Source organism: Roseobacter litoralis Och 149 (assembly GCF_000154785.2).
In the GTDB taxonomy this organism is placed as follows: Bacteria; Pseudomonadota; Alphaproteobacteria; order Rhodobacterales; family Rhodobacteraceae; genus Roseobacter; species Roseobacter litoralis.
Genome location: NC_015730.1, coordinates 3272744 through 3294547, shown reverse-complemented (window position 1 = coordinate 3294547; position 21804 = coordinate 3272744). Strand labels below are relative to the sequence as shown.

At 58.2% G+C, this 21804-nt stretch carries 24 protein-coding genes; 14 read left to right on the top strand and 10 right to left on the bottom strand.

Annotated elements, in window-relative coordinates; translation table 11 throughout:
- Positions 1 to 11 precede the first annotated feature (11 nt).
- From RLO149_RS15620 to RLO149_RS15600, 5 genes are all read right to left on the bottom strand, one after another.
- Positions 12 to 950 (bottom strand): acetamidase/formamidase family protein, encoded by a 939-nt coding sequence (locus tag RLO149_RS15620; protein ID WP_013963074.1) that lies wholly within the window; start codon positions 948 to 950, stop codon positions 12 to 14.
- A gap of 103 nt (positions 951 to 1053) precedes the next feature.
- Positions 1054 to 2703, bottom strand: coding sequence for a flavin monoamine oxidase family protein (locus tag RLO149_RS15615; RefSeq protein WP_013963073.1), 1650 nt, complete (start codon positions 2701 to 2703; stop codon positions 1054 to 1056).
- A complete protein-coding gene (locus RLO149_RS15610) occupies positions 2700 to 3485 on the bottom strand; it encodes a carbon-nitrogen hydrolase family protein (RefSeq protein WP_013963072.1) in 786 nt (261 codons plus the stop codon). Before RLO149_RS15610 ends, RLO149_RS15615 begins: the two co-directional genes overlap by 4 nt.
- Positions 3486 to 3494: 9 nt before the next feature.
- Positions 3495 to 4802 carry a type I glutamate--ammonia ligase gene (locus RLO149_RS15605; protein ID WP_013963071.1) on the bottom strand — a complete coding sequence of 436 codons (1308 nt, stop codon included), beginning with the start codon at positions 4800 to 4802 and terminating at the stop codon, positions 3495 to 3497.
- Positions 4799 to 5656 (bottom strand): MurR/RpiR family transcriptional regulator, encoded by an 858-nt coding sequence (locus RLO149_RS15600; protein ID WP_013963070.1) that lies wholly within the window; start codon positions 5654 to 5656, stop codon positions 4799 to 4801. Before RLO149_RS15600 ends, RLO149_RS15605 begins: the two co-directional genes overlap by 4 nt.
- A 112-nt stretch (positions 5657 to 5768) precedes the next feature.
- On the opposite strand from RLO149_RS15600, the gene RLO149_RS15595 reads away from it, so the two are divergent.
- The 7 genes from RLO149_RS15595 to RLO149_RS15565 are packed head-to-tail and all read left to right on the top strand — an operon-like array spanning position 5769 to position 11823.
- The gene (locus tag RLO149_RS15595) at positions 5769 to 6578 is read left to right on the top strand and encodes an N-formylglutamate amidohydrolase (protein ID WP_013963069.1); all 810 of its coding nucleotides are present in this window, start codon (positions 5769 to 5771) and stop codon (positions 6576 to 6578) included.
- Positions 6575 to 7216, top strand: a complete 642-nt coding sequence (locus tag RLO149_RS15590; protein WP_013963068.1) for a cysteine hydrolase family protein — start codon at positions 6575 to 6577, stop codon at positions 7214 to 7216. Before RLO149_RS15595 ends, RLO149_RS15590 begins: the two co-directional genes overlap by 4 nt.
- A 43-nt stretch (positions 7217 to 7259) precedes the next feature.
- Positions 7260 to 7970: an ABC transporter ATP-binding protein gene (locus RLO149_RS15585; protein ID WP_013963067.1), complete on the top strand. Its 711-nt coding sequence runs from the start codon at positions 7260 to 7262 to the stop codon at positions 7968 to 7970.
- Between the two features lie 31 nt (positions 7971 to 8001).
- Entirely contained in the window at positions 8002 to 9153 is a 1152-nt protein-coding gene (locus RLO149_RS15580) for an ABC transporter substrate-binding protein (RefSeq protein WP_013963066.1), read from the top strand.
- Between the two features lie 45 nt (positions 9154 to 9198).
- The gene (locus RLO149_RS15575; RefSeq protein WP_013963065.1) at positions 9199 to 9903 is read left to right on the top strand and encodes an ABC transporter ATP-binding protein; all 705 of its coding nucleotides are present in this window, start codon (positions 9199 to 9201) and stop codon (positions 9901 to 9903) included.
- A 1-nt stretch (position 9904) separates the two neighbouring features.
- On the top strand, positions 9905 to 10801 hold the full coding sequence (locus RLO149_RS15570; RefSeq protein ID WP_013963064.1) for a branched-chain amino acid ABC transporter permease: 897 nt from the start codon (positions 9905 to 9907) through the stop codon (positions 10799 to 10801).
- Positions 10798 to 11823: a branched-chain amino acid ABC transporter permease gene (locus RLO149_RS15565; protein WP_013963063.1), complete on the top strand. Its 1026-nt coding sequence runs from the start codon at positions 10798 to 10800 to the stop codon at positions 11821 to 11823. The genes RLO149_RS15570 and RLO149_RS15565 overlap by 4 nt, the downstream gene beginning before the upstream one ends.
- Before the next feature lie 148 nt (positions 11824 to 11971).
- Here RLO149_RS15565 and RLO149_RS15560 read toward each other — a convergent pair whose 3' ends face one another.
- From RLO149_RS15560 to RLO149_RS15540, 5 genes are all read right to left on the bottom strand, one after another.
- Positions 11972 to 13213, bottom strand: coding sequence for a CoA transferase (locus tag RLO149_RS15560; RefSeq protein ID WP_013963062.1), 1242 nt, complete (start codon positions 13211 to 13213; stop codon positions 11972 to 11974).
- On the bottom strand, positions 13210 to 14049 hold the full coding sequence (locus RLO149_RS15555) for an HTD2 family dehydratase (protein WP_013963061.1): 840 nt from the start codon (positions 14047 to 14049) through the stop codon (positions 13210 to 13212). Before RLO149_RS15555 ends, RLO149_RS15560 begins: the two co-directional genes overlap by 4 nt.
- A 368-nt stretch (positions 14050 to 14417) precedes the next feature.
- Positions 14418 to 15473 (bottom strand): YeeE/YedE family protein, encoded by a 1056-nt coding sequence (locus RLO149_RS15550; RefSeq protein ID WP_013963059.1) that lies wholly within the window; start codon positions 15471 to 15473, stop codon positions 14418 to 14420.
- A 33-nt stretch (positions 15474 to 15506) separates the two neighbouring features.
- Complete coding sequence (locus RLO149_RS15545; protein WP_044025691.1) at positions 15507 to 15842, bottom strand: ArsR/SmtB family transcription factor; 336 nt, start codon at positions 15840 to 15842, stop codon at positions 15507 to 15509.
- 108 nt (positions 15843 to 15950) lie between these two features.
- Positions 15951 to 16319 (bottom strand): thioredoxin domain-containing protein, encoded by a 369-nt coding sequence (locus tag RLO149_RS15540; RefSeq protein ID WP_013963057.1) that lies wholly within the window; start codon positions 16317 to 16319, stop codon positions 15951 to 15953.
- A 70-nt stretch (positions 16320 to 16389) separates the two neighbouring features.
- Between RLO149_RS15540 and RLO149_RS15535 the strand changes: the two genes are divergently transcribed.
- The 7 genes from RLO149_RS15535 (at position 16390) to soxB (ending at position 21791) form a co-directional block, all read left to right on the top strand.
- Entirely contained in the window at positions 16390 to 17130 is a 741-nt protein-coding gene (locus tag RLO149_RS15535) for a cytochrome c biogenesis CcdA family protein (protein ID WP_013963056.1), read from the top strand.
- Between the two features lie 15 nt (positions 17131 to 17145).
- The gene (locus RLO149_RS15530) at positions 17146 to 17709 is read left to right on the top strand and encodes a thioredoxin family protein (RefSeq protein ID WP_013963055.1); all 564 of its coding nucleotides are present in this window, start codon (positions 17146 to 17148) and stop codon (positions 17707 to 17709) included.
- Positions 17710 to 17828: 119 nt separating this feature from the next.
- Entirely contained in the window at positions 17829 to 18302 is a 474-nt protein-coding gene (gene soxX / locus RLO149_RS15525) for a sulfur oxidation c-type cytochrome SoxX (protein ID WP_013963054.1), read from the top strand.
- A 49-nt stretch (positions 18303 to 18351) separates the two neighbouring features.
- Positions 18352 to 18768: a thiosulfate oxidation carrier protein SoxY gene (soxY, locus tag RLO149_RS15520; protein ID WP_013963053.1), complete on the top strand. Its 417-nt coding sequence runs from the start codon at positions 18352 to 18354 to the stop codon at positions 18766 to 18768.
- A 20-nt stretch (positions 18769 to 18788) separates the two neighbouring features.
- On the top strand, positions 18789 to 19118 hold the full coding sequence (gene soxZ, locus RLO149_RS15515) for a thiosulfate oxidation carrier complex protein SoxZ (RefSeq protein WP_013963052.1): 330 nt from the start codon (positions 18789 to 18791) through the stop codon (positions 19116 to 19118).
- 28 nt (positions 19119 to 19146) lie between these two features.
- Complete coding sequence (gene soxA / locus RLO149_RS15510; protein WP_013963051.1) at positions 19147 to 19992, top strand: sulfur oxidation c-type cytochrome SoxA; 846 nt, start codon at positions 19147 to 19149, stop codon at positions 19990 to 19992.
- Between the two features lie 95 nt (positions 19993 to 20087).
- Entirely contained in the window at positions 20088 to 21791 is a 1704-nt protein-coding gene (gene soxB / locus RLO149_RS15505; RefSeq protein WP_013963050.1) for a thiosulfohydrolase SoxB, read from the top strand.
- Positions 21792 to 21804 lie beyond the last annotated feature (13 nt).

Genomic DNA, 21804 nt, shown 5'->3' with positions numbered 1-21804 from the left:
AGCTATCGTCCTTAACCCAAGGCAGATTTCGGGAAGTAGAAGCTTACCACCCAATTGGGCATGTCCACGATTTCCGATATCCGCAAATCGCCCGCGACGCTGCAAAGCATGTAAGCCTCAACAGGTGCAATGCCGGAGGTCGCGCAGATCCAATCGATCATCTGTCGGACCGCATCACGCGATGACTGCATAAGGTCAGGACCGATGCCCGTCGTGATCCGGTATCCTTGCTGGTCAATGTGATTGGTGACTGGGCCGCTGGTTTCGAGCCGTGGGAAGGGGGATTGCGAGCCTTTTATCAGATCGACCTTGATCTCAACGTCCATCGGGCTTTCGATGGCGGTGCCGCAAATCTCGCCGTCGCCCTGTGCGGCGTGGGTGTCACCGAGTGACAGCAAACCACCCGCCACTTCGACCGGCAGGTAGAGCGTCGTGCCCAGACAATTGTCGCGGATGTCCAGATTGCCGCCCACGCGGCGCGGCGGCACGACGCTGTGCTGCCCTGTTTCGGCCAGCGCAAGCCCGATCGTCCCGACGAAGGGTTTCAGCGCAACCTGACCGAAGGGCGCGAATACGGCGGGTTTGGCAAGCCCCGTGTCATAGGTCCAGACATGCAGGGCAGGATCGGGAAAGTCATCGGCCAGCAGCCCAAAGCCCGGAATATTCGCCGTCCAGCCCCAGCCCGAGGCATGAAAAGCCTGAAAGGTGATCGCCACGGTATCGCCCGGTTCGGCCCCCTTCACATAGATCGGGCCGGTCACCGGGTTGACCTTGTCAAAATCCAGCGCCTTGAGATCATCCAGGGTCGCCTGCGCATGCAATTGCCCGCCCGAGGCATCTATCGTCTCAACCGCGATGGTCTCACCGGGGGCCACGCTGAGCACGGGGTCGATCGCATTGTCCCAGCCAAGGTGATGATTGTGCTTATGGATCGTGTGATTGCAGCTCATTTTTGGCCTCCGCTTCAGTGACGTGCTGATCTTTGTTTGTGCGTTATGGGTTGTGAGCAGATTACCGCGTCCATGGCAAAAGGACAGTGTTCCGGAATGCGGGTCATGCGCTCAACCTCACCGGCCCGTGTTTTTCATAGGCCTCGAGTGGCGAAGGGTTGGCAGGCGAGGGGGTGCCGCCGAAATGGGCGATGATCCCGGCCACGGCATTGAGCGAGGTTTGCACAGCCCCCTCGACCCATGCAGGCGTCCAGCTTACGCCATCCCCGGCGAGGAAAATACCGCGTTCGCTCGCGGGCATATTGCTCTGCACGAAATGCCCGAACATGCGGTGATTATAGCGGTAGTGACCGGGCAAGGCCCCTTTGAAAGCGCCGAGGAAATTCTGATCCGCCTCCCAGCTGACGGTGATCGGATCGCCCAGAATATGGCTGCGGATATCCACATCGGGGTAGATTTTCGCCAAGGCCGCCAGCGCCAGTTCCACGCGCTGCTCAACCGGCAGGGGCAGCACCTTGAGCGCATCGGTCATCCACGCATAGCTGAGGCAGATCACCGAGGGTTTGTCCGGCCCGTTGTCAAACAGATAGGTGCCCCGCGTCATCCGGTCCGTCAGGGTCATCGACATCGTATCACGGCCCGTGACGGGGTCCTTGTCCTTCCAGAAGGGGCGATCCACCATCACGAAGGTCTTGGCCGATTGCATATAGCGTGTCCGGTCCAGCGCCATCCACAGACCTTGCGAAAACAGGGATTCTTCGGTGTCGATCTGCGCGCTCAGCAGATGCGACTGACAGGTGACGAGCACGGCGTCAAACCCTCCCGCACGCCCCCAGGCATCCGTGACCTCGATCTGACCAGTGTCCAGCCGCCGGATGCGTTTGGCGCCCGAGCGCGTCGCCCCGTCATTGAGGGATCGCAGCGATGTGCCGGTGGGCCAGTGGACAAGGCGGTCGGGTTTATGTTGCCAGAGCTTGCGCGGCACCTGTTCCACCCCGCCAACCATATAGCGTTGGTGATCGTCACATTCGGTGACATTGACGCGCAGGATTTCCAGCATGGAATTGGGAAAATCACTGTCCCATCCGCCCGTGCCGAAACCGACCTGTCCGAACACCTCGCGGTGGTGAAACGAAAGCTTCTTGAATGCCTCGGAGGAGGCAACGAAGTCATAAAAGGTGCGCTCGTCCCATGCGGTGACAATCGGGTTCCAGATTTCCTTGATACGCGGGATGTCGCGGTCACGGATCGCCTGTTTCAGGGCGCTGAAATTGGCCTCTTGCTCCAGTGCGGCGTCATAGGCTTGCGCGACCTCATGAAAGAGCGGTGGCAGGTCCTGCAAGGTCTGTGCGTAATAGGTCTTGCCCAGCAGGTCGATCACCGTTGATCCCGCAGCGGCGGTCAGCGGGTTGGGGAAGGGGTTGCTTTGAATGCCGAGCAGATCGACATAATGGTAAAACCCGGTGCTGGAGACGGGAAACCGCATGCCGCCCAATTCTGCGATGACGCCTTGTGCCCCTTCGAAAGGTTGCGAGCGCAGGCGCCCGCCGAACTGACCGGCTTCAAACAGGATCGGGCGCAGGCCAAGCTTCATCAACTCATAGCCCGCGATCACCCCCGCAGCACCCGCGCCGATGATGGCGACGCGCGCGCCGTGCGCCGCGGCAGGCAAAGTGGCCAGCCCATCGGGGTGCGCGATCCAGTCGTCATAGGCAAAGGGAAAGTCGGGCCCAAAGACGGTTACGGGCTTCATGTGATGTCTCCATAGAGGTCCGGGCGACGATCCTGCAGATGGGTTTGCGATTGCCGCGCACGCGTCAGGTCTGCCCGGTCAAGGGTCGCAAAGAGCATCGCTTCTGTCTTTTCTTCTCTCACATGATCCTGCCCGTCCGGCCCGGATAGACAGGACAGGCCATTATAGGTGAATTGCGCTTCGGCCCCGATGTAGTTGCAATAGGCTACATAAACGCCGTTTTCCTCGGCGCGGGCCGGGACCAGACGTGTGTTGATGGTGTCAAAGGGTTCCATATTGGCGGTAGGTGTCAGGATAACCTCGGCCCCGCGCAGCGCCAGCGATCTTATCAGTTCGGGGAATTCAACGTCATAGCAAATCGCGAGGGCGACCTTCCAGCCCGCTAAGTCAAAGACCTCTGACAGCGCCGCACCCGCGCTGAACTGTGCGCGATCGACATCACCGAAAAGATGCGTTTTGTGATAGCGGGCGACCTCTGTGCCTGTGTTGTCGATGACTACGCAGGCGTTATGGGGCAGGGGGTGCGCGGGCAGGGTCAGGCCCACGACCAATGCGATGTCCTGCGTTTTGGCAGTCGACTTGAGGCTGTCCAGCACCTGTGCGGCATGATCTGCATGTGTGGCGATGCGCTCCGGCCCGATGTTATATCCGCCCACGAACATTTCAGGCGTGATCAACACATCCGCCCCTTGCGCGGCGGCGGATGTCGCAGCCTCGCGCAGCGCCGTCAGCGCCGAGGCGATGCTTGATCTCGGATGGGTCTGCCACAGCGCGAGTTTCATCAGGTATCCTCAGTACGTGTTGGCATAGGCGGCACATTTCGCATCGGTGTCCATGTCCGCCAGATGTGCGATCTCTGCCTGTTTATGCGCGAGGTAAACCTCGGCAAATTGCGCCGGGAACCAGCCTCTGACCGTATCACTGGTGGCAAAGGCATCAAGAGCGGCTTCCAGCGTTTCGGGCAATCGCGTGAAACCGCGCGCGCCCAATTCAGCAGGCGACAGCAGCGACAGGTCTTCTTGCGTCGCGGCAGGCGCGGTCAGGCCGTCCTCGATCCCCTGACAGCCCGCATGGACCACCGCAGCCAGTGCCAGATGGGGGCAGGCGGCCGCATCCGCTGCGCGGTATTCGATGTTGAACTGCCGTGCGACAGAGGCGGGGTCCCGCGTTGTGACTGGACACACCCGCAATGATGCCTCGCGGTCGCGAAAGCCAAGATTGTTATAGGCAGCTGACCAGCGGTGCGGCGTCAGACGTTCATATGACACCACAGACGGGGCCGTGAGTGCGAGGATATTGCCCATGTATTTCAAAACACCAGCGGCGAAAGCGTCCGTCAGTTTGGACATGCCGCACGGGCCGTGTTCGTCATGGGTCAGCGGCGCGCCCTCATCATCGCGGAAACTCATGTGTATGTGCACACCGTTCCCTACCGAGGCGACGTCAAGGATTGGGGTAAAGGTTGCGGCCTCTCCCAGATGGGTGGCCGCAGAGCGGGTCAATTCACGCAGGATGACCGCCTGATCGGCGGATTTGATGCCGATTTCCGGGGCGATGACGACCTCAAACTGGTTGGGACCATATTCTTTCATGACACTGTCCGGGGACAGCCCCGCCTGTTTCAGCGCACCCATCAGGGTTTCGAGCAACGCGCGCTGGCGCTCAAAGGCGTTGCGCCCGAAGCCTTCGTTGGGCATTCCAGCGCCCTTCAATTGAAACTCATGTTCAAAGGCGGAAAACAGGTGTGCGCCCGACAGGCGGTGCAGCCTGTTGAGGGCGTCGCGCAAGATGTGCCGGGTGCAGAAATCCCAAGGTGCGCCGTCCAGTGTAACGATATCGCCGAGCATGAAATGCTCCGCCGCGCGCTCACCAAAGGCGACCTTCACGTCGCAAGCGGGATCAGGCACCAGCAGCAGATCCCCCAAAGAGCCGAAAGGGCTGTCGGCGATACTGTCAAAACACGTAATCTGCACGTTCGTCGGCACCCAGCCCACACCACGCTTGAGCCGTTTTTCAAGCTGATCAGCGGGAAAGGCCTTGCCGCGTACCTTGCCCGCGATGTCGCAGGTGGCGGCAAAAATCAAGGGTATCGGGGTCATTCAATACTGTCCTTTGTGGTGACGCGCAGCTTGTCCCAGCTTTCGATCCGGTCCTTTGTATGCGCCCAGTTGTCTTCGGCAATGCGGGTGACGATCGCCTCTGTGATGGCGAGGGCGGAGGAATAGGTGTCCCACAGGGTGCCGGATTCGATAGGCACGGGTAAAACGTCGGAGGCATGGCGCGCTACGGGCGAAATCCACTTGTCGGTCATGACCACAACACGGGCGCCCCGCTCGTTGCGCGCCAACCCGGCAAGGGATGCCAGCGCCTTTTGATAGCGGCGAAAGTCTACCACGAAAAAGATATCCCCCGCCTTCATCCGCAGCAGGTATTCCGGCCATGTTTCCGGGTCAGAGGGCAGATGATAAACACCCCGCCGCGCCTGACGCAGGTGAAAGGACAGATGCGCCGCAATTGTGTCGCTGATCCGCCCGCCAATCACATAAATACTGTGTTTGGGGTTGGCCAGCAGCGCGCAGACCCGGTTGAACTGCTCTTCGGTAATCGCGTCACCGGCGATGGCCATTTGCGCGCTGGCCTTTGTCAGAAAATCAGACAGGTAGTCGCCTTCAATATGGCGATCTCCGGCGTGAACCTCTACCGGGCTGCGGTCGCCGTCTTTCAGTTCGGCAATCAGCGCACGGTGGAATTCCTGATACCCGGTTAGGCCGATCTTGGTCATGAAACGCGAAATCGACGGGGCGGACACCTCTGAGCGTTTGGCAAGATCCTGAATGGAGGATAGTCCCGCATAAGGGTAATCCGACAGGATCGCCGCTGCGAGTTTGCGCTCACCTTTGGTGAAGGTATCGGACGCCTGTTCTATTTTATATCTGATCTGCACATAAGACATGCGATTGCTCCGGTTAGGCGTAGCGTGAGTGAAAAAATAATTTCAGTCAATGCATATCTCTTGACTTTGGAAGTTTTCATTCGTCTACTTTCCAAAGCTTGTGGGGAACGCCTTGACTCAACCAAACGCCATCGACGTGTCTGCAGCGCGAAACGCCGAGCCGGGGACAGGCCCGTTGCTGAGTGCGGATGATCCTGCGCCAATTGAATCCTACCATGCAGATTCTGCTGTACCGCTGCTGCTGTTGTGTGAACATGCCGGTCAGGCTGTGCCGCAAGCCTTGGGTGGTTTGGGGCTGCCTGACGGGGCAATAGACGGGCACATTGGCTGGGACATCGGTGCCGAAAAGCTGGCCCGTGCGCTCGCGGACCGGCTGCGTTGCCCGCTGATCCTGCAGCGCTACAGCCGCCTTGTCATAGATTGCAATCGGCCGCCCGGGTCCGAGGGGTCCATTCCGGCGCTCAGCGATGATGTGCCTGTGCCGGGAAACATGGGACTGACGGCCCATGACCGTTATCTGCGGCAGCGAGAGATATTTGATCCGATGAACGGCGCGATCACCGCCGCTTTTGAGGCGCACCCCCGGCATACGGTGTTTTCCATCCATTCCTATACGCGCCACTTTCAGGGCGAAGACAGGCAGTGGGATGCGGGGTTTCTGACCCGGCAGGATATCAAGACCGCGCAGCGTCTGATGTCGTCGATCTCCAACGCCGCGCCCGAACTGACACTGGCCCTGAACCAACCCTATCAGATTGATGACGCCAGCGATTGGTTCATCCCCCAGCATGCCGAGGCACGCGGGGTGCAACACGCGCTGATCGAGGTGCGCAACGATCACCTGCGCGATGCCGACGGGGTGGCGCGCTGGGCCGATCTGTTGGTCCCTGCGATCCGGTCTATTCTGGAGGATACCCCATGACGCTGACCCGAAATGTGCCCTTGGTACCAGAACAATCCGCGCTGTTGTTCATAGACGTGCAGAACTTTGCGGCGCACCGCGAAGGCGGCGAATTCAAGGATCTGGATGCGGCGGAGTTCACGGCGAAATACCGGTGGTTTTTTGATGAGCTGGACGCGCGCGTGATCCCCAACATGCAAGCGATCCAGACCGCCAGTCGCGCCGCCGGGATCGAGGTGATGTATACCACGATCGAAAGCCTGACGCTGGATGGGCGCGATCGGTCGCTGGATTACAAGATCACCGGGTTCAACGTGCCCAAAGGGTCATGGGACGGCAAGGTGATCGACCAGATCGCGCCGCAAAGCGATGAAATCGTGCTGCCGAAATCCTCTTCCTCGGTCTTTTTGTCGACCCATATCGACTATGTGCTGCGCAATCTCGGCGTCAAGCAATTGGTGCTTTCCGGTCTGATCACGGATCAATGCGTGGAAAGTGCGATCCGCGATGCCTGTGATCTGGGCTATCTGGTCACACAGGTTGTGGATGCATGCCTGACCTACACGCCGGAGCGGCACGAAAATTCGCTCAGCACCATCAAAGGCTATTGTCGTCAGGTGACCACGGCGGATTTGCTGGCAGAACTGGGCGGGCTGTGATGGGCACATTCACTCAGAAGCGACAGACCCACAGGAGGGTCGCATGCTCGAGTTGAACGGCATCGATAAATCCTTTGGTGGCGTGCATGCGGTGCGCAATGTCTCTCTGACACTCGCCGCCGGAGAGGTGCGGGGACTGATCGGGCCGAATGGCGCTGGCAAATCCACGCTCGTCAATCTGATCTCCGGTCTGCTGGTGCCAACGGCGGGTACGATCACGCTTGAGGGTCAGCCTATTACCCGTCAAAGCGCCCATGAGCGTGCGCGCAAGGGCATTGCACGCACGTTTCAGAACCTGCGCGTTTTTCCAAGCCTGAGTGTCGAGCAGAACATTGATGTGGCGCGCTATGCGGGTCGGGGTGCGCCCTTGCCCGAGGCGGCGATTGATGAATTCGGACTGCGGCGCAAGCTGACACAGCGGGCCAATGCCCTGTCCTACGGCGATCAACGACGGCTGGAAATCGTACGGGGGCTCGCGTTGCGGCCCAAGGTTCTGATGCTGGATGAACCTGCGGCGGGCATGAACGAAGAAGAGACCGAAGCCCTCGGGCGGGCGCTCACATGGGTGCAGCGTGAGGCGGAATGTGCGCTGTTCGTAATCGACCACGACCTGAAGTTCATCATGAACCTGTGCGAACGGATTACCGTGCTCGACATGGGCGCGATCATTGCCGAGGGCACCCCCGAAGAGGTCACCAAGAACCCAAAGGTTGTCACCGCCTACCTCGGAGAAGACGCAGGCACTGACGCCTGATTCCAAAAAAACCAACATCAAGGAGAACGTAATGAAAAAGTCCATAATCGCCGCGCTGGCATGCACCGCATTGGTGACACCCGCCTTTGCCCAAGACACCATCAAGATTGGCCTCGGCGTGCCGATGACCGGTGACTATGCGCCCTATTCTGAATGGCAGGGGGCCCGCTGCATGGCTGAAATGATCAACGCAGATGGTGGCGTCGACGGCAAGATGATCGAGATTCTGGTGCAGGATTCCGGTGCTGATACGCAGACCGCGATCTCTCTGGCGCAGAAGTTTCTGGACGAAGGGGCGGTCATGCTGGGTACGATCCCGTTTTCCGACACGATGATCCCTGTGGCCCAGATCGCGCAGGGCTATGGCGTGTCGATCTTTCAGCCACAATCGACACAGGTCGAGATGCATGCAGGCATCGTCGATAATTTCTTTACCGGTGTCTCGCCTGATCCTTTCACCGCGACGGCGGCTGCCAACTATGCGCTGGAAAATGGCGTCAAGAACGTCGTCCTGCTGGCATCTGACGAAGGGGGCAGCTGGTCTGCCAAAACGCCGCTTTGGTTCGGCGAGGTCATCGAAGCAGGCGGCGGCAAGGTTCTGAGCACGCTGAATTTCAGCTTTGGCACATCTGACTGGTCCCCACAGATTGCGGAAATGCGCGCGCTGGGGGAAGAGGTGGATGCGGTCTATATCTCTTCGATCATGCCGGATGTCGGCGTGTTGGTGCGCCAGTTGCGCAGTGCCGGCATAGACGCTTGGGTCGTGGGCTCAGATGGGTTTGATGACCCGTCCCTTGATGCCATCGGAACCGATGATCCGTCGATCCTGGACAAGGTGTTCTTTGCCACACTCGCACCAAGCCATGCGGACAGCGCCGTGGTGCAATTCATGTCTGATTGCAAAGAGATGGGCATCGATGTGCCGGGTCTTTTCCCGGCGACGGGCGCGGACACGGTCAAGGCGCTGGCATGGGCGGTTGAGCAATCGGGCAGCGTGGATCCTGAGACCATCGCGCAGACGATCCGGGACGCGGACAGTATTCCGGTGCTGACCGTGGACAGCATTTCGTTCAAGGAGACCAAGACATACGCGCAGCGCACCATTCCCGTTATCGGGTTTGAAGGCGGTAAAAGGGTGCTGATTTCGAACGAAATCCCTGAAAACGTACCAACCGACTGGTAAGATGGAGCGGGCGCACGGTGCCATTGCCGTGCGCCCCATGATCTCATGTTAGACATTCAAAACCTCTGCGTTTCGCATGGTCCCATCGAAGCGGTCCACGGCATTTCCCTGCAGGTTGGTGCGGGGAAGTGTGTGGTACTGCTTGGGCCCAATGGCGCGGGGAAGACTTCGACAATCTCGGCCATATGCGGCGTGGCTCAGGCCAGTGGGCGCATCATGCTGGAGGGTGCGGACCTCAGCGGTGTCAGCGTTGAAGACCGCATCCAGCGTGGCATCGCGGTATCGCCCGAAGGCCGCCGGATTTTCAGCAACCTGAGCGTGGAGGCGAACCTGCGCCTTGGTGGCGGTATCCGGACGGACAGGGCGGAGGTGCAGCGGGATATCGAGCGCTGGTTTGACACCTTTCCCATCTTGGGCGAACGCCGCAATCAACCGGGTGGCACGCTGTCGGGGGGCGAGCAACAGATGCTCGCCATCGCGCGCGCCCTGATGTCCAAGCCCAAGATCCTGCTGCTGGATGAACCCAGCCTTGGGCTCGCGCCCCGCATTGTCGCACAGGTGTTTGAACTCATCGCGCAACTGCGGGCCGACGGTATGACCATCCTGCTGGTCGAACAAAACGCGCGACAAGCGCTGAAGATTTCCGATTATGCCTATCTGTTGAACAATGGCCGCATTCAGGCCGAAGGCACCGCCGAGGTGCTGGGTGGAAGCAAAGACATGATGGCGAAACTGACGGGGCTGGTCTGAGATGGAATATGCAGCACAACAGATCATCAACGCGCTGTCTTTCGGGGCTGAATACGCGCTTTTGGCACTGGGTCTGGCGATAGTCTTTTCCGTTATGGGACTGGTGAATTTCGCCCACGGAGAGGTCATTGCCGTGGGCGGCTACACGATGGTGGCCTTTGCAGCGCTGGTGACGGCTAATCCGCTGATCATTATCGTGGGGGCTGTGGGCGCTGCAGCGCTGACCTCGGTCGCCCTGGAACGGGTTGCGTTCCGGCCGGTCAGATACGCGGACCCCACCACGGGGCTCTTGACGGCCTTTGGCGTGTCGATCGTTCTGCAAAACCTGTTTTTGCTGTTTATCTCTCCCCGACCTATTGCAGTCACGTCGCTCTATTTTCTGGATGTGCCCGTGACCCTCTTTGGGGTGCAGATTTCCTCGCTGCAGATTTTTGAATCCATCACAACGGTCGTGGTCATCATCGGCCTTGTCCTGTTCCTGCAACGCACCACGCTTGGTCTGGCCATGCGGGCGGCTTCGCTTGATTTCGAGATGGTGCGGCTGACCGGTATCCGCGCGAACCGCGTTTTTGCGCTGGCGTTCCTGATTTCGGGGTTGCTGGCGGGGCTGGCTTGTATCTTCATCATGGCGCGGCGCGGGTCTGTTGATCCGCATTTCGGTTTCAACCCGGTGCTGAAGGCTTTTGTGGCCTGCGTCGTTGGCGGCTTTGGCAGCTTGCCGGGTGCGGTGCTTGGCGGGTTTTTGTTGGGGGCCATCGAGGTCGGCATGCTGGTGTTGCTGCCGCAGGAATATGGGGGCCTCAAGGATGCCTTTGTCTTCGGGATCATCGCGCTGGTTCTTGTGTGGCGCCCCGATGGTATCCTCAGCCCGGTCAAGGAAAAAGGGGACAAGCTATGACCCTGACCCGAGGCCAGAAACGCGGGGTACTCGGCGCATGTATGCTGGCCGCCATCCTTATTGTGATCGGGGTGCTGGCCACGTTCTTTGCCTCCAAATACCAGCTGCGGCTGATTTATAGCGCCTATGTGAACCTGATTGTCGTCCTTGGGCTGCAGGTGTTTATGGGCAACTCGCGGCTCACAAACCTGAGCCACAGTGCGTTTATGGGCATCGGGGCCTATGCGGCAGCCATCTGCGTTACCCCCGTGGCGATGAAACAGATATCGCTGCCCGATGCCCCGTGGGGCCTGAATACTTTTGCGCTGGATCCGGTGACATCCGCGATTGTCGCGTTGCTGATCACCGGGGCCATCGCGTTTCTGGTGGGTATCTTCATCGTGCGGATGACCGGCACCGGGGCCACCATCGCGACGCTTGCCGTGCTGGTGATCGTGCATTCGATATTCCTCTACCGCACGGATATTTTCAAAGGCAATCAGGCGTTCTTTGGCATACCGCAGGTCTTTTCGCTGACGTCGATCGTGGTCCTTGCGGTGGTGGTCGTCTTTATCGTGCGCGGGTTTCGAGAAAGCCCATGGGGCGTGATGCTACGCGCCTCGGCTGATGACGAGACGGGATCAGCCGCGATGGGCGTCAATGTGGTGCGCCTGCGCCTGATCGCTTGGGTGCTGTCTGGTCTGATCCTTGCGGGGGCAGGGATTGCCTATGCCTATTTCCTTGGTACGATCTCTGCGCGCCCGTTCTATTTCAACCATGTGTTTTTGACACTCGCGATGCTGATCTTTGGGGGCATGCGCACGGTGACGGGCGCGGTTTTGGGCACATTCGCGATCTCATTCGGGTTGGAGGTCGTCCGCTGGCTGGAAACCGGCCCGGTGATTGTGGGGATCGATTTTCCCGAAGTGCTTGGCCTGTCCGGTGTGATGCTCGGCCTTGTGATCGTTCTGACTATGGCGCTGCGGCCGGTTGGCGTCATGGGCGACCGCGAAATCGAAGAGCTGGTTCTGAGGGACAAGTGATACCTGATCCCGGTGTTGTTTGCGCATGCGTCAATTCAGATGGACGGTGATTGTGATCCGTCGACGACGTAGCGTCCTTGGTTTTGCCGTGCCAAGCGCGGTGCTTTTGGGGTGACCCCATACCCTGAGCGACTGGCTCTGTGCGCGCTCAAGCGGCGGAGTGAACCACTTTATACGCGGGGCTTTGAACAATGCCTGTATCGAACAGGGAGGCAATTTCAACGTCCGGCAACCCGACCACATCCGCTAATATTTCTTCTGTGTGCAAGCCCAGAGCGGGTGCGGGCGCGGGATCTGTCCGTGGGTGTGCAGAAAAAGCCACTGGAGAACCCGGCACCAGAAAACGACCCAGACCAGGGTTGTCGATTTCCGAAAACATCGGGTTGTCCGTCGACAGATCACTGTCATCCGCCAAGGCCGCTTCAAAGTCGCGAAACAGAGACCACGTGACGCCCTGTTCATCAAACATGATGCCGATATCATCGGACGTAAGGGCTGAAAACCATGGTTTCAGAATGTCGGTAATCGCGGAACGGTGCGTGTAACGGACACCTTCGTCATCCAGATCTACTCCCACACGCGCCGCAAATTTATCCATCTGTGGCTTTGTCTGCGTGACGTGCATGAGGCCATGCCATTGTCGCCGCGTCAAACCGATCACCATGATGCGCTGCCCATCAGCGCAGATGAAATCCTGACCGTAAGCACCATAGAGCGCATTGCCTGATTTTTGGCGTTTGGGTCCCCCCATCGCTGTATCGCCAATTATGCCGAGGTTGCCGAGCATCGCTGCTGCAACGTCTTTCAGTGAGAACTCCGCGTCCTGCCCTTTGCCGGTGCGCAGCCTGTGCCGCTCTGCTGCCAGCAACGTCGACACCATCAACTGTCCAGCGATGCAATCCCACGCGGGCAACGCATGGGCGACCGGCTCAGTTGTTCCTTCGGGACCCGTTATTGCCGGAAACCCGAGGGCGGGGTTCACGGTATAATCCACCGCTGGCCGCCCGTGACGGTCCCCCTTGAGCGAAACCATGATCAGATCTTTGCGGTGTTTTGAAAGCGATTCGTGATCCATCCAGCCACGCACCTTGAGGTTGGTCAGGAACATCCCCGCATCTTCACCGGGTGCCGTGATGATCTGCGTGACAAGTTCACGCCCCCGGTCTGATCGCATGTCCACCGCGATGGAGCGTTTGCCTTTGTTCATGCCCGCCCAAAAATGGCTGTTGCCGTTTGGCGCAACGGGCCAGCGTTTGGCATCCAAACCGCCCCCGATCCTGTCGAACCGGATGACATCCGCCCCCATCTGGGCCAGCGTCATCCCTGCGAGAGGTACTGCGACAAATGCCGAGCCTTCAACGATACGCATGCCTTGCAAAATATTGCTCATAAAGTGTCCTCCCAAGTGATTTCCGCCTGCATGCCCTGATGGCCGTCCACAAGTCCGGTGCAGAGCGTCATGCCATCTGCCGTTTCAGTGCCGAACAAATGAATGTCGTCAAAATGGAACATCGGATGGACACTGCGAAATCTGAATTTTCGCGGTGCGCGCTTTGCAAAACTTGTCGCCGCCTGCATCAAAAGCATGGCCTGCAAGGGACCGTGCACAACCAGACCGGGGTATTTTTCGACGTTTTGTGCATATGGTAAATCATAGTGAATGCGATGCGCGTTAAAGGTCAGGGCGGAAAATCGAAACAACAACGCTTCGTTCACCTCCACCGCTTCAATGAGGGCCGGGGTCGTCGGGGTCGGTTTTGTTCGGGGGGGCGAGAATTCAGCGGGAATATCAAGGTACACGATGTCTTGGGTTTCGCGGATGGCAAGCGTGTCCCCCTCTCGCAACTCATGTGTCACCGTCACGAAAACCATCGGCCCGGCAGCCCCGTCCTTCTGTGCAACCGCGGCAATCGTCGAGTGGCGCGAAATCTCTGCCCCGACATGGAGCGGGGCATAGAACTCCAAGGCGCCTCCTGCCCACATCCGGCGCGGCAGTTGAATGGGGGGAAGGAAACCACCCAAGTTGGGATGCCCGTCTTTTGCCAAACCTGCCATCGGGGTATCCGGGGTGAACGCGCACCAATGGGCAAGATAGGGAATGGGCGCGCCAGTTTTGGCCGCTGTGCCACCCACTGTCGCTGATAGCTTTCTGGCAGCTTCCGAACTGAATGCGCCATGGCATTGCTCAGTGCGTCCAATCCAATTCCCAAACTCTGTATCGAGCATGCGCAACAATCTTTCAAAATGGAGTAATAACCAGTAATTATATGTTGAAAGCTGCAAAAATCAAATGATTTTAAGGGGTTGCTGGAATACAGCGGTATACAACGCCGCGACCCGCGCCGGGGGCAACGTTGTAAGTCCGTGCATGCAAACAAGTTTTGGAAAGATGCTGCAACCGCAGCCTTCGCGCGCAGAATTTGTTATTCGGAGCCCTCAAAGGCATCAATCACATGGGGAAAGCCCATCAATTTCCCCGCAGCTGTCTGGTCCGACCGAGGTTGTCGATCAACGTTGCGAAGAACTGCGAGCGTGCTCGAAAAACCGCAGGCCGTGATCCTCAAAAAGCTTGAATCCCAGCATATGCAAGTCCGCTATATGGACGGGCTGAACCCGAGGATGAGCTGGCGCAGGCCAATGGCGGCGCCGATCATGATGCAGGCAAAGGTAAGCGGCGCGCCGTAGGAAAGCACGGAAAACGCCGAAAGGCCCTGACCGACACTGCAACCGACGGCTATGATGGCACCCGCCCCCATGAGCGCACCGCCGAGGATCTGACGGCGCAACTCTCTGGCATCGTCGCAGGCTTCCCATCTGAACTGGCCCTTGATCAGACTGCCGATCAACGCGCCAAGGACGACGCCGATCACCGACCCTGTGCCAAAGCTGATCGAATTGCCGGAGGATGTCATTGCATAGATCAATGTTTCACCGATGGGGGCGGAAAACGTATGGCTGATGACCCGCGTTGCGTCGTACCCATTGTTTGCAACCCACTGCGTTCCGGCCCATGCGGAGACAATGGTGAGGCCAACGACAGCGCCCCAGATGATATGGCTTGCTGAGGCGCGCAACTCGCGGCTCAGCAGTGTGAGCCCCAGCATCGCGCATCCAATCGCCATCCCGACGCCATTGACGGGAAGGGCCGTCGCCCCGGCAATGATATGGGCGAACGACGGGACAGCGGTGGCGGGCTCTGTCGCCCCGAAAAGCCAGATGCGCAGGCCCGAAAACGGCCCACCGAGGGTCATGTATGCCGAGATGCCCATGACCAACACAATGAGCAGCGAGCGCAAATCACCGCCCCCGACCCGCGCCAAAGCGCCGTAGCCGCAGTTTCCCGCCAATGCCATGCCATATCCAAACAGCAAGCCACCAACGATACTCGCCACAGGGTTCCATGCGATCGAGAGATAGAGTGTCTGTTGCAGATCCAGCAGCCCCATCGCCGACAGGCCAAAGGTGCCGAGGACGGCCACGCCGATGGCGATGCCCCACATGCGTAGCCTCAGCGCGTTTTCGCCGTAGTGGAGATCTTCGATCGCGCCCAACGTGCAAAAGCGGCCTATGCGCGCGGCAAGTCCCAGAAAAATACCGCCCACAAGCCCGATGAGAGCGACGAGGGTGGATTCTGACATCAGATCAAGCATGGTACCTATGGGGCAGGCGTTCGGACGGGCGTCTCACTTGTCCTGACAGAACAGCTCATAAACCACTTCCATGATTTGTTTGGGGCGGTCATCCGCCAGGCTGTAGTAGATTGTCTTGCCGTCACGCCGTGGGGTCACGAGGCCCTCAAGCCGCAAACGGGACAATTGCTGCGAAACGGCGGCCTGCCGCGCGGACAGCAGCGTTTCAAGCTCGGTCACCGATTTCTCACCAGACGCAAGGTGGCACAGGATCATCAAACGACCCTCATGGCTGATCGCCTTGAGAAAGTTGGATGCTTCAACGGCATTGGCTGCCATCTTGTCCAAATCTTCCGCACACATGTTCACGTCAAAAACTGGAAGGCCCATGTTCTGCCCGATGCTAGGTTTTATATCGGCTTCAACAGCCAAGGTTTGCTTGTTCATAAGGGGGCCTGACCTTTCGTACAACGGCCCATTGCGCCGCAGCCCGGTATTTTATTCAAGTATGGCAATATTTGCGTCAACGAGCATTTGCCGCAGGAGGCCCCAGAAGAAATCTTCCCCCGGATACCCTTCGATGCGCGACACTTCTGCGCCGTCCACAATCAGCACGAACGTCGGCGTGTAATGAAGCGAGCGCGCAAAGCTGAGTCCCTCGGGTCGCGGCGCATGGATGTCCATACGCTGCAAAGGGGCGGTCTTTCCTTCGTCGGTTTTCGGATAGATGTCCGCAATTTCCTTGTTCCAGCGGGCGCACCAGATGCAGCCTTTTTCCTCGATCATCACCAACCGTGTCTGCGCCAGAACAGAATATGTACCGGCCAAAACCAGCAGGCTGGAAAAAACGAGGGCGCGCAGGAACATGTCAAATTGACCTTTGATCTACAAATAACGTAATATGAATATGTGAATAACACAAGGCTCGACCGTTGCTATGATGGATATCACCTTTCTGGGCGCTGCCCTTGCCGGTCTGCTGTCGTTTCTGTCACCGTGTATCCTGCCTATGGTGCCTTTCTATCTCAGCTATCTGGCCGGTGTGGGCATGAACCAGATTTCGGCGGACGCACAGATTGACAGTCGCACACGCAGGCGCGCCGTGCTTGCCGCCTGTTGCTTTGCCGCAGGTGTGATCACGATTTTTATGGGCCTAGGCGCGGCAGCGACACTGTTTGGGCAGGTCGTGCGCGAATATTTCGACATCCTGCGCTGGATCGCGGCGGCGATCATTATCGCGATGGGCCTGCATTTTCTGGGCGTGATCCGGATCGGGATTCTGTACCGACAACTGCGTGCGGATACGGGCGGGGCGTCCAGTGTCAGCTATGCAGGTGCTTATGTGATCGGCCTTGCCTTTGCCTTTGGCTGGACGCCTTGTGTCGGGCCGGTCCTTGCGGCCATCCTGTTCACGGCGGCCGGCGCTGATACGGCATCGACGGGAGCTTGGTTGCTGTTCGTCTATGGTGTGGGCATGACTGCACCCTTTGTGCTGGCGGCCTTGTTTATCGGGCCCTTCATGCGCTGGATGCACCGGTTTCGCCGTCACCTTGGGCGGATTGAAAAGGCGATGGGTGTGATGCTGATCGTCTTTGGCCTGCTGATCGCGACAAACTCAATGAATTACATCGCACTGCTGATGCTGGAGGTGTTTCCAAACTTTGGCGTGCTTGGATAAACGGGAGGAAACCTCATGAGAAAACTGTTCACCGCATGTGTTGCACTGGTCATGATGGCCACGGGGGCTGTGGCTGCAAATCTGGGGGATGACGGGCTGCACAAGGCGCCGTGGATGCGCGAGACGTTCAAGGACCTTTCAGAGGACCTTGCCGAAGCGAATGCCGAGGGCAAGCGCCTGATGGTCATCATCGAACAGCGTGGCTGCATTTATTGCAAAAAGATGCATGAAGAGGTCTTTCCGATTGATGAAATCGCCGGGTACATCAAGGAAAACTTCTTTGTCGTGCAGATCAACATGTTCGGTGACGTTGAGGTGACGGACTTTGATGGCGAGGCCTTGCCGGAAAAGGAAATGGTCAAAAAATGGGGTGCATTATTCACGCCCATGATTCTTTTTTTCCCGACACAGGTCGAGGACGGGGTTTCTGCGGGTAAGGCCGCCGTTGCAACAATGCCCGGTGCCTTTGGGCGCTATACGACCTTTAATATGCTGAACTGGGTCGTCGAGGAAGGCTATGACGGAGACGAAGGTTTCCAACGATATCATGCCCGAAAATTCGCAGAGCAGTCGAAATAATGCGCAAAAACAAGCGGTTCTGACCTATCACATAATAAAATTCAATTAGTTGAATTTGTTGTTGCGTCAACGTGATCCTGTGCGCTACGGTATACAAAATGCAGCGTTTGGGAGGACGTATGAGGATTTCCGTAATTTTGGCTTCCGTCGTGGGGCTCACTGGTTCAGGTGCGCTGGCCGAGGAGGTTGCACCCACAGCTGTCAGTTTCAACGAAGGTGCGGTGGAGCAGTCATTGACCGGTGTACCCGGCGATCCTGCCAATGGCCGTCTGATTGTCGGCGACAAGGGGCAGGGCAATTGCGTGGCCTGCCATCAGGTCAGCGATCTGGCGGATGTGCCGTGGCACGGTGAAATCGGGCCCATGCTGGATGGCACTGCAGATCGCTGGTCCGAAGCGGAGTTGCGCGGCATTGTCGTGAACGCCAAGATACTGTTCGAGGACAGCATGATGCCATCGTTTTACAAGACTGAAGGGTTCATACGCCCGGGCAATGCCTACACCGGCAAGGCTGCGGATGAGACGTTTGGGCCGCTTTTGAGCGCCCAGCAGGTTGAAGATGTTGTCGCCTACCTCGCGACGCTCACAGAATAATCCAAACCCTTTCGGATGTTTTCCGAAAGAGAATGAAGGAGATCAAGTTATGGAACTGACACGACGTAATGCAATCTTGATGGGGACGGGGGCGCTCTTGATTGCCGGTGTTCCACTGCGCGTATCCTCTGCGGCCGAAGACGCAATCGCTGCGTTCACGGGCGGTGCCGAAGTGGGCGCGGGCGATATCAATCTGATCGCCCCTGAAATTGCCGAGAACGGGAATACGGTGCCAATCGAAGTCGCCTCGGAAACGGCTGCGGAAATCCTCGTGCTGGCGACGGGCAATCCGACGCCCGGTGTGGCCATCTTCAAGTTTGGACCGCTTTCGGCCTCGCGCGCTGCGTCTACCCGTATTCGTCTCGCTGGTACGCAGGATGTCGTGGCAATCGCCAAGCTTGAAGACGGGTCGTTCGTGCAAGCCTCCAGCACGGTCAAGGTAACAATCGGCGGCTGCGGCGGCTAAAGCGATCAAGGAGATTTAACATGGCGTCAGGTGTAAAACCCCGCGTGAAAGTACCAAAAACAGCGTCTGCAGGTGACAGCATCACCATCAAGACGCTGATCAGCCACAAAATGGAATCCGGTCAGCGTAAAGACAAAGAGGGCAACGTAATCCCGCGCTCAATCATCAACCGCTTCACCTGCGATTTTAACGGTGAAAACGTGGTGGACGTGAAGATGGAACCCGCGATTTCCACCAACCCCTATTTTGAGTTCGAAGCAAAGGTCCCCGAGGCCGGTGAGTTCAAATTTACATGGTACGATGATGACGGCTCTGTCTACGAAGAGACCAAATCAATCGCGATCGGCTGATAAGCGCATCATTCTTGGGAGGGATACCATGCGGAAAATAACAAGCGCTTTGCTGGCGACGTTCATGATAACACCGGGCGCATTCGCTGAACCGGTGGATGATCAGCTGGTGGTGAACGAAGATATTTCCATCGTGACGCGGACTGCGGCACCGGCGCATGTGTCGGACGCGCTGGATGAGGTCATGTCAGGGTGGCTGTTTCGCGGTACGGAAACGCGTGCCATGCAGGCGGATGACTTTGACAACCCCGGCATGATCTTTGTCGAACAGGCACTGGAGGTCTGGGCGACGGCAGAGGGCACCGAAGGTAAATCCTGTGCGGCCTGTCACAATGACATCGACAGCATGGCAGGGGTCAAAGCGACATATCCAAAATGGAATGAAGCCGCGGGCGAAGTGCGCACCTTGCAGATGCAGGTGAACGATTGCCGCACCAATCGCATGGGTGCCGAGGCGTGGAAATACGACAGCGGTGATGCGATCAACATGGAAGCGGCCCTTGCGTCGGTGTCGCGTGGCATGCCTGTGAACGTTGCGATTGACGGTCCTGCGCAATCCACCTGGGAACTTGGCAAAGAGCTCTATTACACGCGCACAGGCCAGTTGGAGCTGTCCTGCTCGAATTGCCATGAGGACAACTATGGCATGATGATCCGGGCGGATCACCTGAGCCAGGGGCAGATCAACGGCTTTCCGGTCTATCGTTTGAAAAACACTAAGCTGAACGGCTCACACTCGCGCTTCAAAGGGTGTATTCGCGATACGCGCGCTGAAACATACAGCCCCGGCAGCGCTGAGTTCGTGGCGCTGGAACTTTACGTCGCCTCACGCGGCAATGGTCTGAGCGTCGAAGGCCCCTCCGTCCGTAACTGAACGAAAAAAGCCCCGCCCGAGAGATCGGCGCGGGGTTTTCTCTCTAAACACTAATTCAATAAACCGCATATGTTCGTGCGACTGGGAGTTCCGGAATGATATCTCGCCGTGATTTTTTGCAAACCAGCATGGCAGCAACGGCGCTTTTGGGTGCCTCTGGTTTCGGGAACTGGTCCCGTCTGGCGGCGCAACAGGCGCTGACGCAAGACAAGCTGCTTGAGTTTGATACCTTCGGCAATGTGTCGTTGATCCATATCACGGACATCCATGCGCAGCTCAAACCCATCTATTTTCGCGAGCCCTCAATCAATATCGGGGTGGGTGACAACAAGGGTGCCGTGCCGCACATAACGGGCGCTGAATTTCGCAAGCTCTATGGAATTGAGGACGGCAGCGCGTCGGCCTACGCGCTGACCTATGATGATTTCACGGCTTTGGCGCAAAGTTATGGGCGTGTGGGCGGGTTGGACCGTGTTTCAACCGTGATCAATGCGATCCGTGCGGACCGCCCTGATGCCCTGTTGCTGGACGGCGGGGACACATGGCACGGCAGCTATACCTGTTTCCAGACGCAAGGGCAGGACATGGTGAATGTGATGAATGCGTTGAAGCCGGATGCGATGACATTCCATTGGGAATTCACGCTGGGCTCTGATCGCGTGAATGAGATTGTCGAGGGGCTGCCTTTTGCGGCCCTTGGGCAGAACATTTTTGACGCGGAATGGGACGAGCCTGCGGAATTGTTCCCGCCTTTCAAGTTCTTTGAGCGCGGCGGCGTTAAGATCGCCGTGATTGGTCAGGCCTTTCCCTATATGCCGATTGCGAATCCGGGCTGGATGTTCCCTGAATATTCATTCGGTATCCGCGATGAGAACATGCAGGAGATGGTCGATCAGGTCCGCGCGCAGGGTGCTGAACTGGTGGTGTGCCTGTCGCATAATGGCTTTGACGTGGACAAGCAGATGGCGGGCGAAGTGACGGGCATCGACGTCATCCTGTCGGGCCACACCCATGATGCGCTGCCCGAACCGGTGCTTGTGGGTGACACGATCATCGTGGCCTCCGGATCGAACGGGAAATTCGTCAGCCGTGTGGATCTGGACGTTCGCGACGGGCGCATGATGGGCTTCCGCCACAAGCTGATCCCGATTTTTTCCGATGTGATCGCGCCTGATCCGGAGGTTGCGAAAGTCATTGATGCCCAGCGGGCGCCTTACATGGACAAGCTGAGCGAAGTCATTGGCCGCACGGGCGAGGATCAACTGCTCTACCGGCGCGGTAATTTCAACGGGACGTGGGATGATCTGATCTGCGATGCGCTGATTTCCGAGCGGGAGGCAGACATCGCGCTCAGCCCCGGCGTGCGCTGGGGGCCGTCGATCCTGCCGGGTCAGGACATCACCCGCGAAGACATCTGGAATGTCACCTCGATGAGCTATGGTGCTGCGTATCGTACCGAAATGACCGGAGAATTCCTGCATGTGGTCCTTGAGGATGTGGCCGACAACCTGTTCAACCCGGACCCCTATTACCAGCAGGGTGGGGATATGGTGCGGGTTGGTGGCCTTGGCTATCGCATTGATGTGACAAAGCCGCAGGGGGACAGGATCACGGAAATGACCCTGCTCAAGACGGGTGAGGCGATTGATCCTGCCAGAACCTATCAGGTTGCGGGCTGGGCTTCGGTCAATGAAGGCACCGAGGGGCCTGCGATCTGGGATGTGGTTGAGGCGCATATCGCCAAACAGGGGGTCATCTCCCTTGATCCCAACAACAGTGTGCAAGTGGTCGGCGCATGAGCGGACCCAAACG

Excerpts from the sequence above, each read along its gene's own strand:
- RLO149_RS15620 (WP_013963074.1), bottom strand. The coding sequence starts at position 950 with ATGAGCTGCAATCACACGATCCATAAGCACAATCATCACCTTGGCTGG.
- RLO149_RS15615 (WP_013963073.1), bottom strand. The coding sequence starts at position 2,703 with ATGAAGCCCGTAACCGTCTTTGGGCCCGACTTTCCCTTTGCCTATGAC.
- RLO149_RS15610 (WP_013963072.1), bottom strand. The coding sequence starts at position 3,485 with ATGAAACTCGCGCTGTGGCAGACCCATCCGAGATCAAGCATCGCCTCG.
- RLO149_RS15605 (WP_013963071.1), bottom strand. The coding sequence starts at position 4,802 with ATGACCCCGATACCCTTGATTTTTGCCGCCACCTGCGACATCGCGGGC.
- RLO149_RS15600 (WP_013963070.1), bottom strand. The coding sequence starts at position 5,656 with ATGTCTTATGTGCAGATCAGATATAAAATAGAACAGGCGTCCGATACC.
- RLO149_RS15590 (WP_013963068.1), top strand. The coding sequence starts at position 6,575 with ATGACGCTGACCCGAAATGTGCCCTTGGTACCAGAACAATCCGCGCTG.
- RLO149_RS15585 (WP_013963067.1), top strand. The coding sequence starts at position 7,260 with ATGCTCGAGTTGAACGGCATCGATAAATCCTTTGGTGGCGTGCATGCG.
- RLO149_RS15580 (WP_013963066.1), top strand. The coding sequence starts at position 8,002 with ATGAAAAAGTCCATAATCGCCGCGCTGGCATGCACCGCATTGGTGACA.
- RLO149_RS15575 (WP_013963065.1), top strand. The coding sequence starts at position 9,199 with ATGTTAGACATTCAAAACCTCTGCGTTTCGCATGGTCCCATCGAAGCG.
- RLO149_RS15570 (WP_013963064.1), top strand. The coding sequence starts at position 9,905 with ATGGAATATGCAGCACAACAGATCATCAACGCGCTGTCTTTCGGGGCT.
- RLO149_RS15565 (WP_013963063.1), top strand. The coding sequence starts at position 10,798 with ATGACCCTGACCCGAGGCCAGAAACGCGGGGTACTCGGCGCATGTATG.
- RLO149_RS15560 (WP_013963062.1), bottom strand. The coding sequence starts at position 13,213 with ATGAGCAATATTTTGCAAGGCATGCGTATCGTTGAAGGCTCGGCATTT.
- RLO149_RS15555 (WP_013963061.1), bottom strand. The coding sequence starts at position 14,049 with ATGCTCGATACAGAGTTTGGGAATTGGATTGGACGCACTGAGCAATGC.
- RLO149_RS15550 (WP_013963059.1), bottom strand. The coding sequence starts at position 15,473 with ATGCTTGATCTGATGTCAGAATCCACCCTCGTCGCTCTCATCGGGCTT.
- RLO149_RS15545 (WP_044025691.1), bottom strand. The coding sequence starts at position 15,842 with ATGGGCCTTCCAGTTTTTGACGTGAACATGTGTGCGGAAGATTTGGAC.
- RLO149_RS15540 (WP_013963057.1), bottom strand. The coding sequence starts at position 16,319 with ATGTTCCTGCGCGCCCTCGTTTTTTCCAGCCTGCTGGTTTTGGCCGGT.
- RLO149_RS15535 (WP_013963056.1), top strand. The coding sequence starts at position 16,390 with ATGATGGATATCACCTTTCTGGGCGCTGCCCTTGCCGGTCTGCTGTCG.
- RLO149_RS15530 (WP_013963055.1), top strand. The coding sequence starts at position 17,146 with ATGAGAAAACTGTTCACCGCATGTGTTGCACTGGTCATGATGGCCACG.
- soxX (WP_013963054.1), top strand. The coding sequence starts at position 17,829 with ATGAGGATTTCCGTAATTTTGGCTTCCGTCGTGGGGCTCACTGGTTCA.
- soxY (WP_013963053.1), top strand. The coding sequence starts at position 18,352 with ATGGAACTGACACGACGTAATGCAATCTTGATGGGGACGGGGGCGCTC.
- soxZ (WP_013963052.1), top strand. The coding sequence starts at position 18,789 with ATGGCGTCAGGTGTAAAACCCCGCGTGAAAGTACCAAAAACAGCGTCT.
- soxA (WP_013963051.1), top strand. The coding sequence starts at position 19,147 with ATGCGGAAAATAACAAGCGCTTTGCTGGCGACGTTCATGATAACACCG.
- soxB (WP_013963050.1), top strand. The coding sequence starts at position 20,088 with ATGATATCTCGCCGTGATTTTTTGCAAACCAGCATGGCAGCAACGGCG.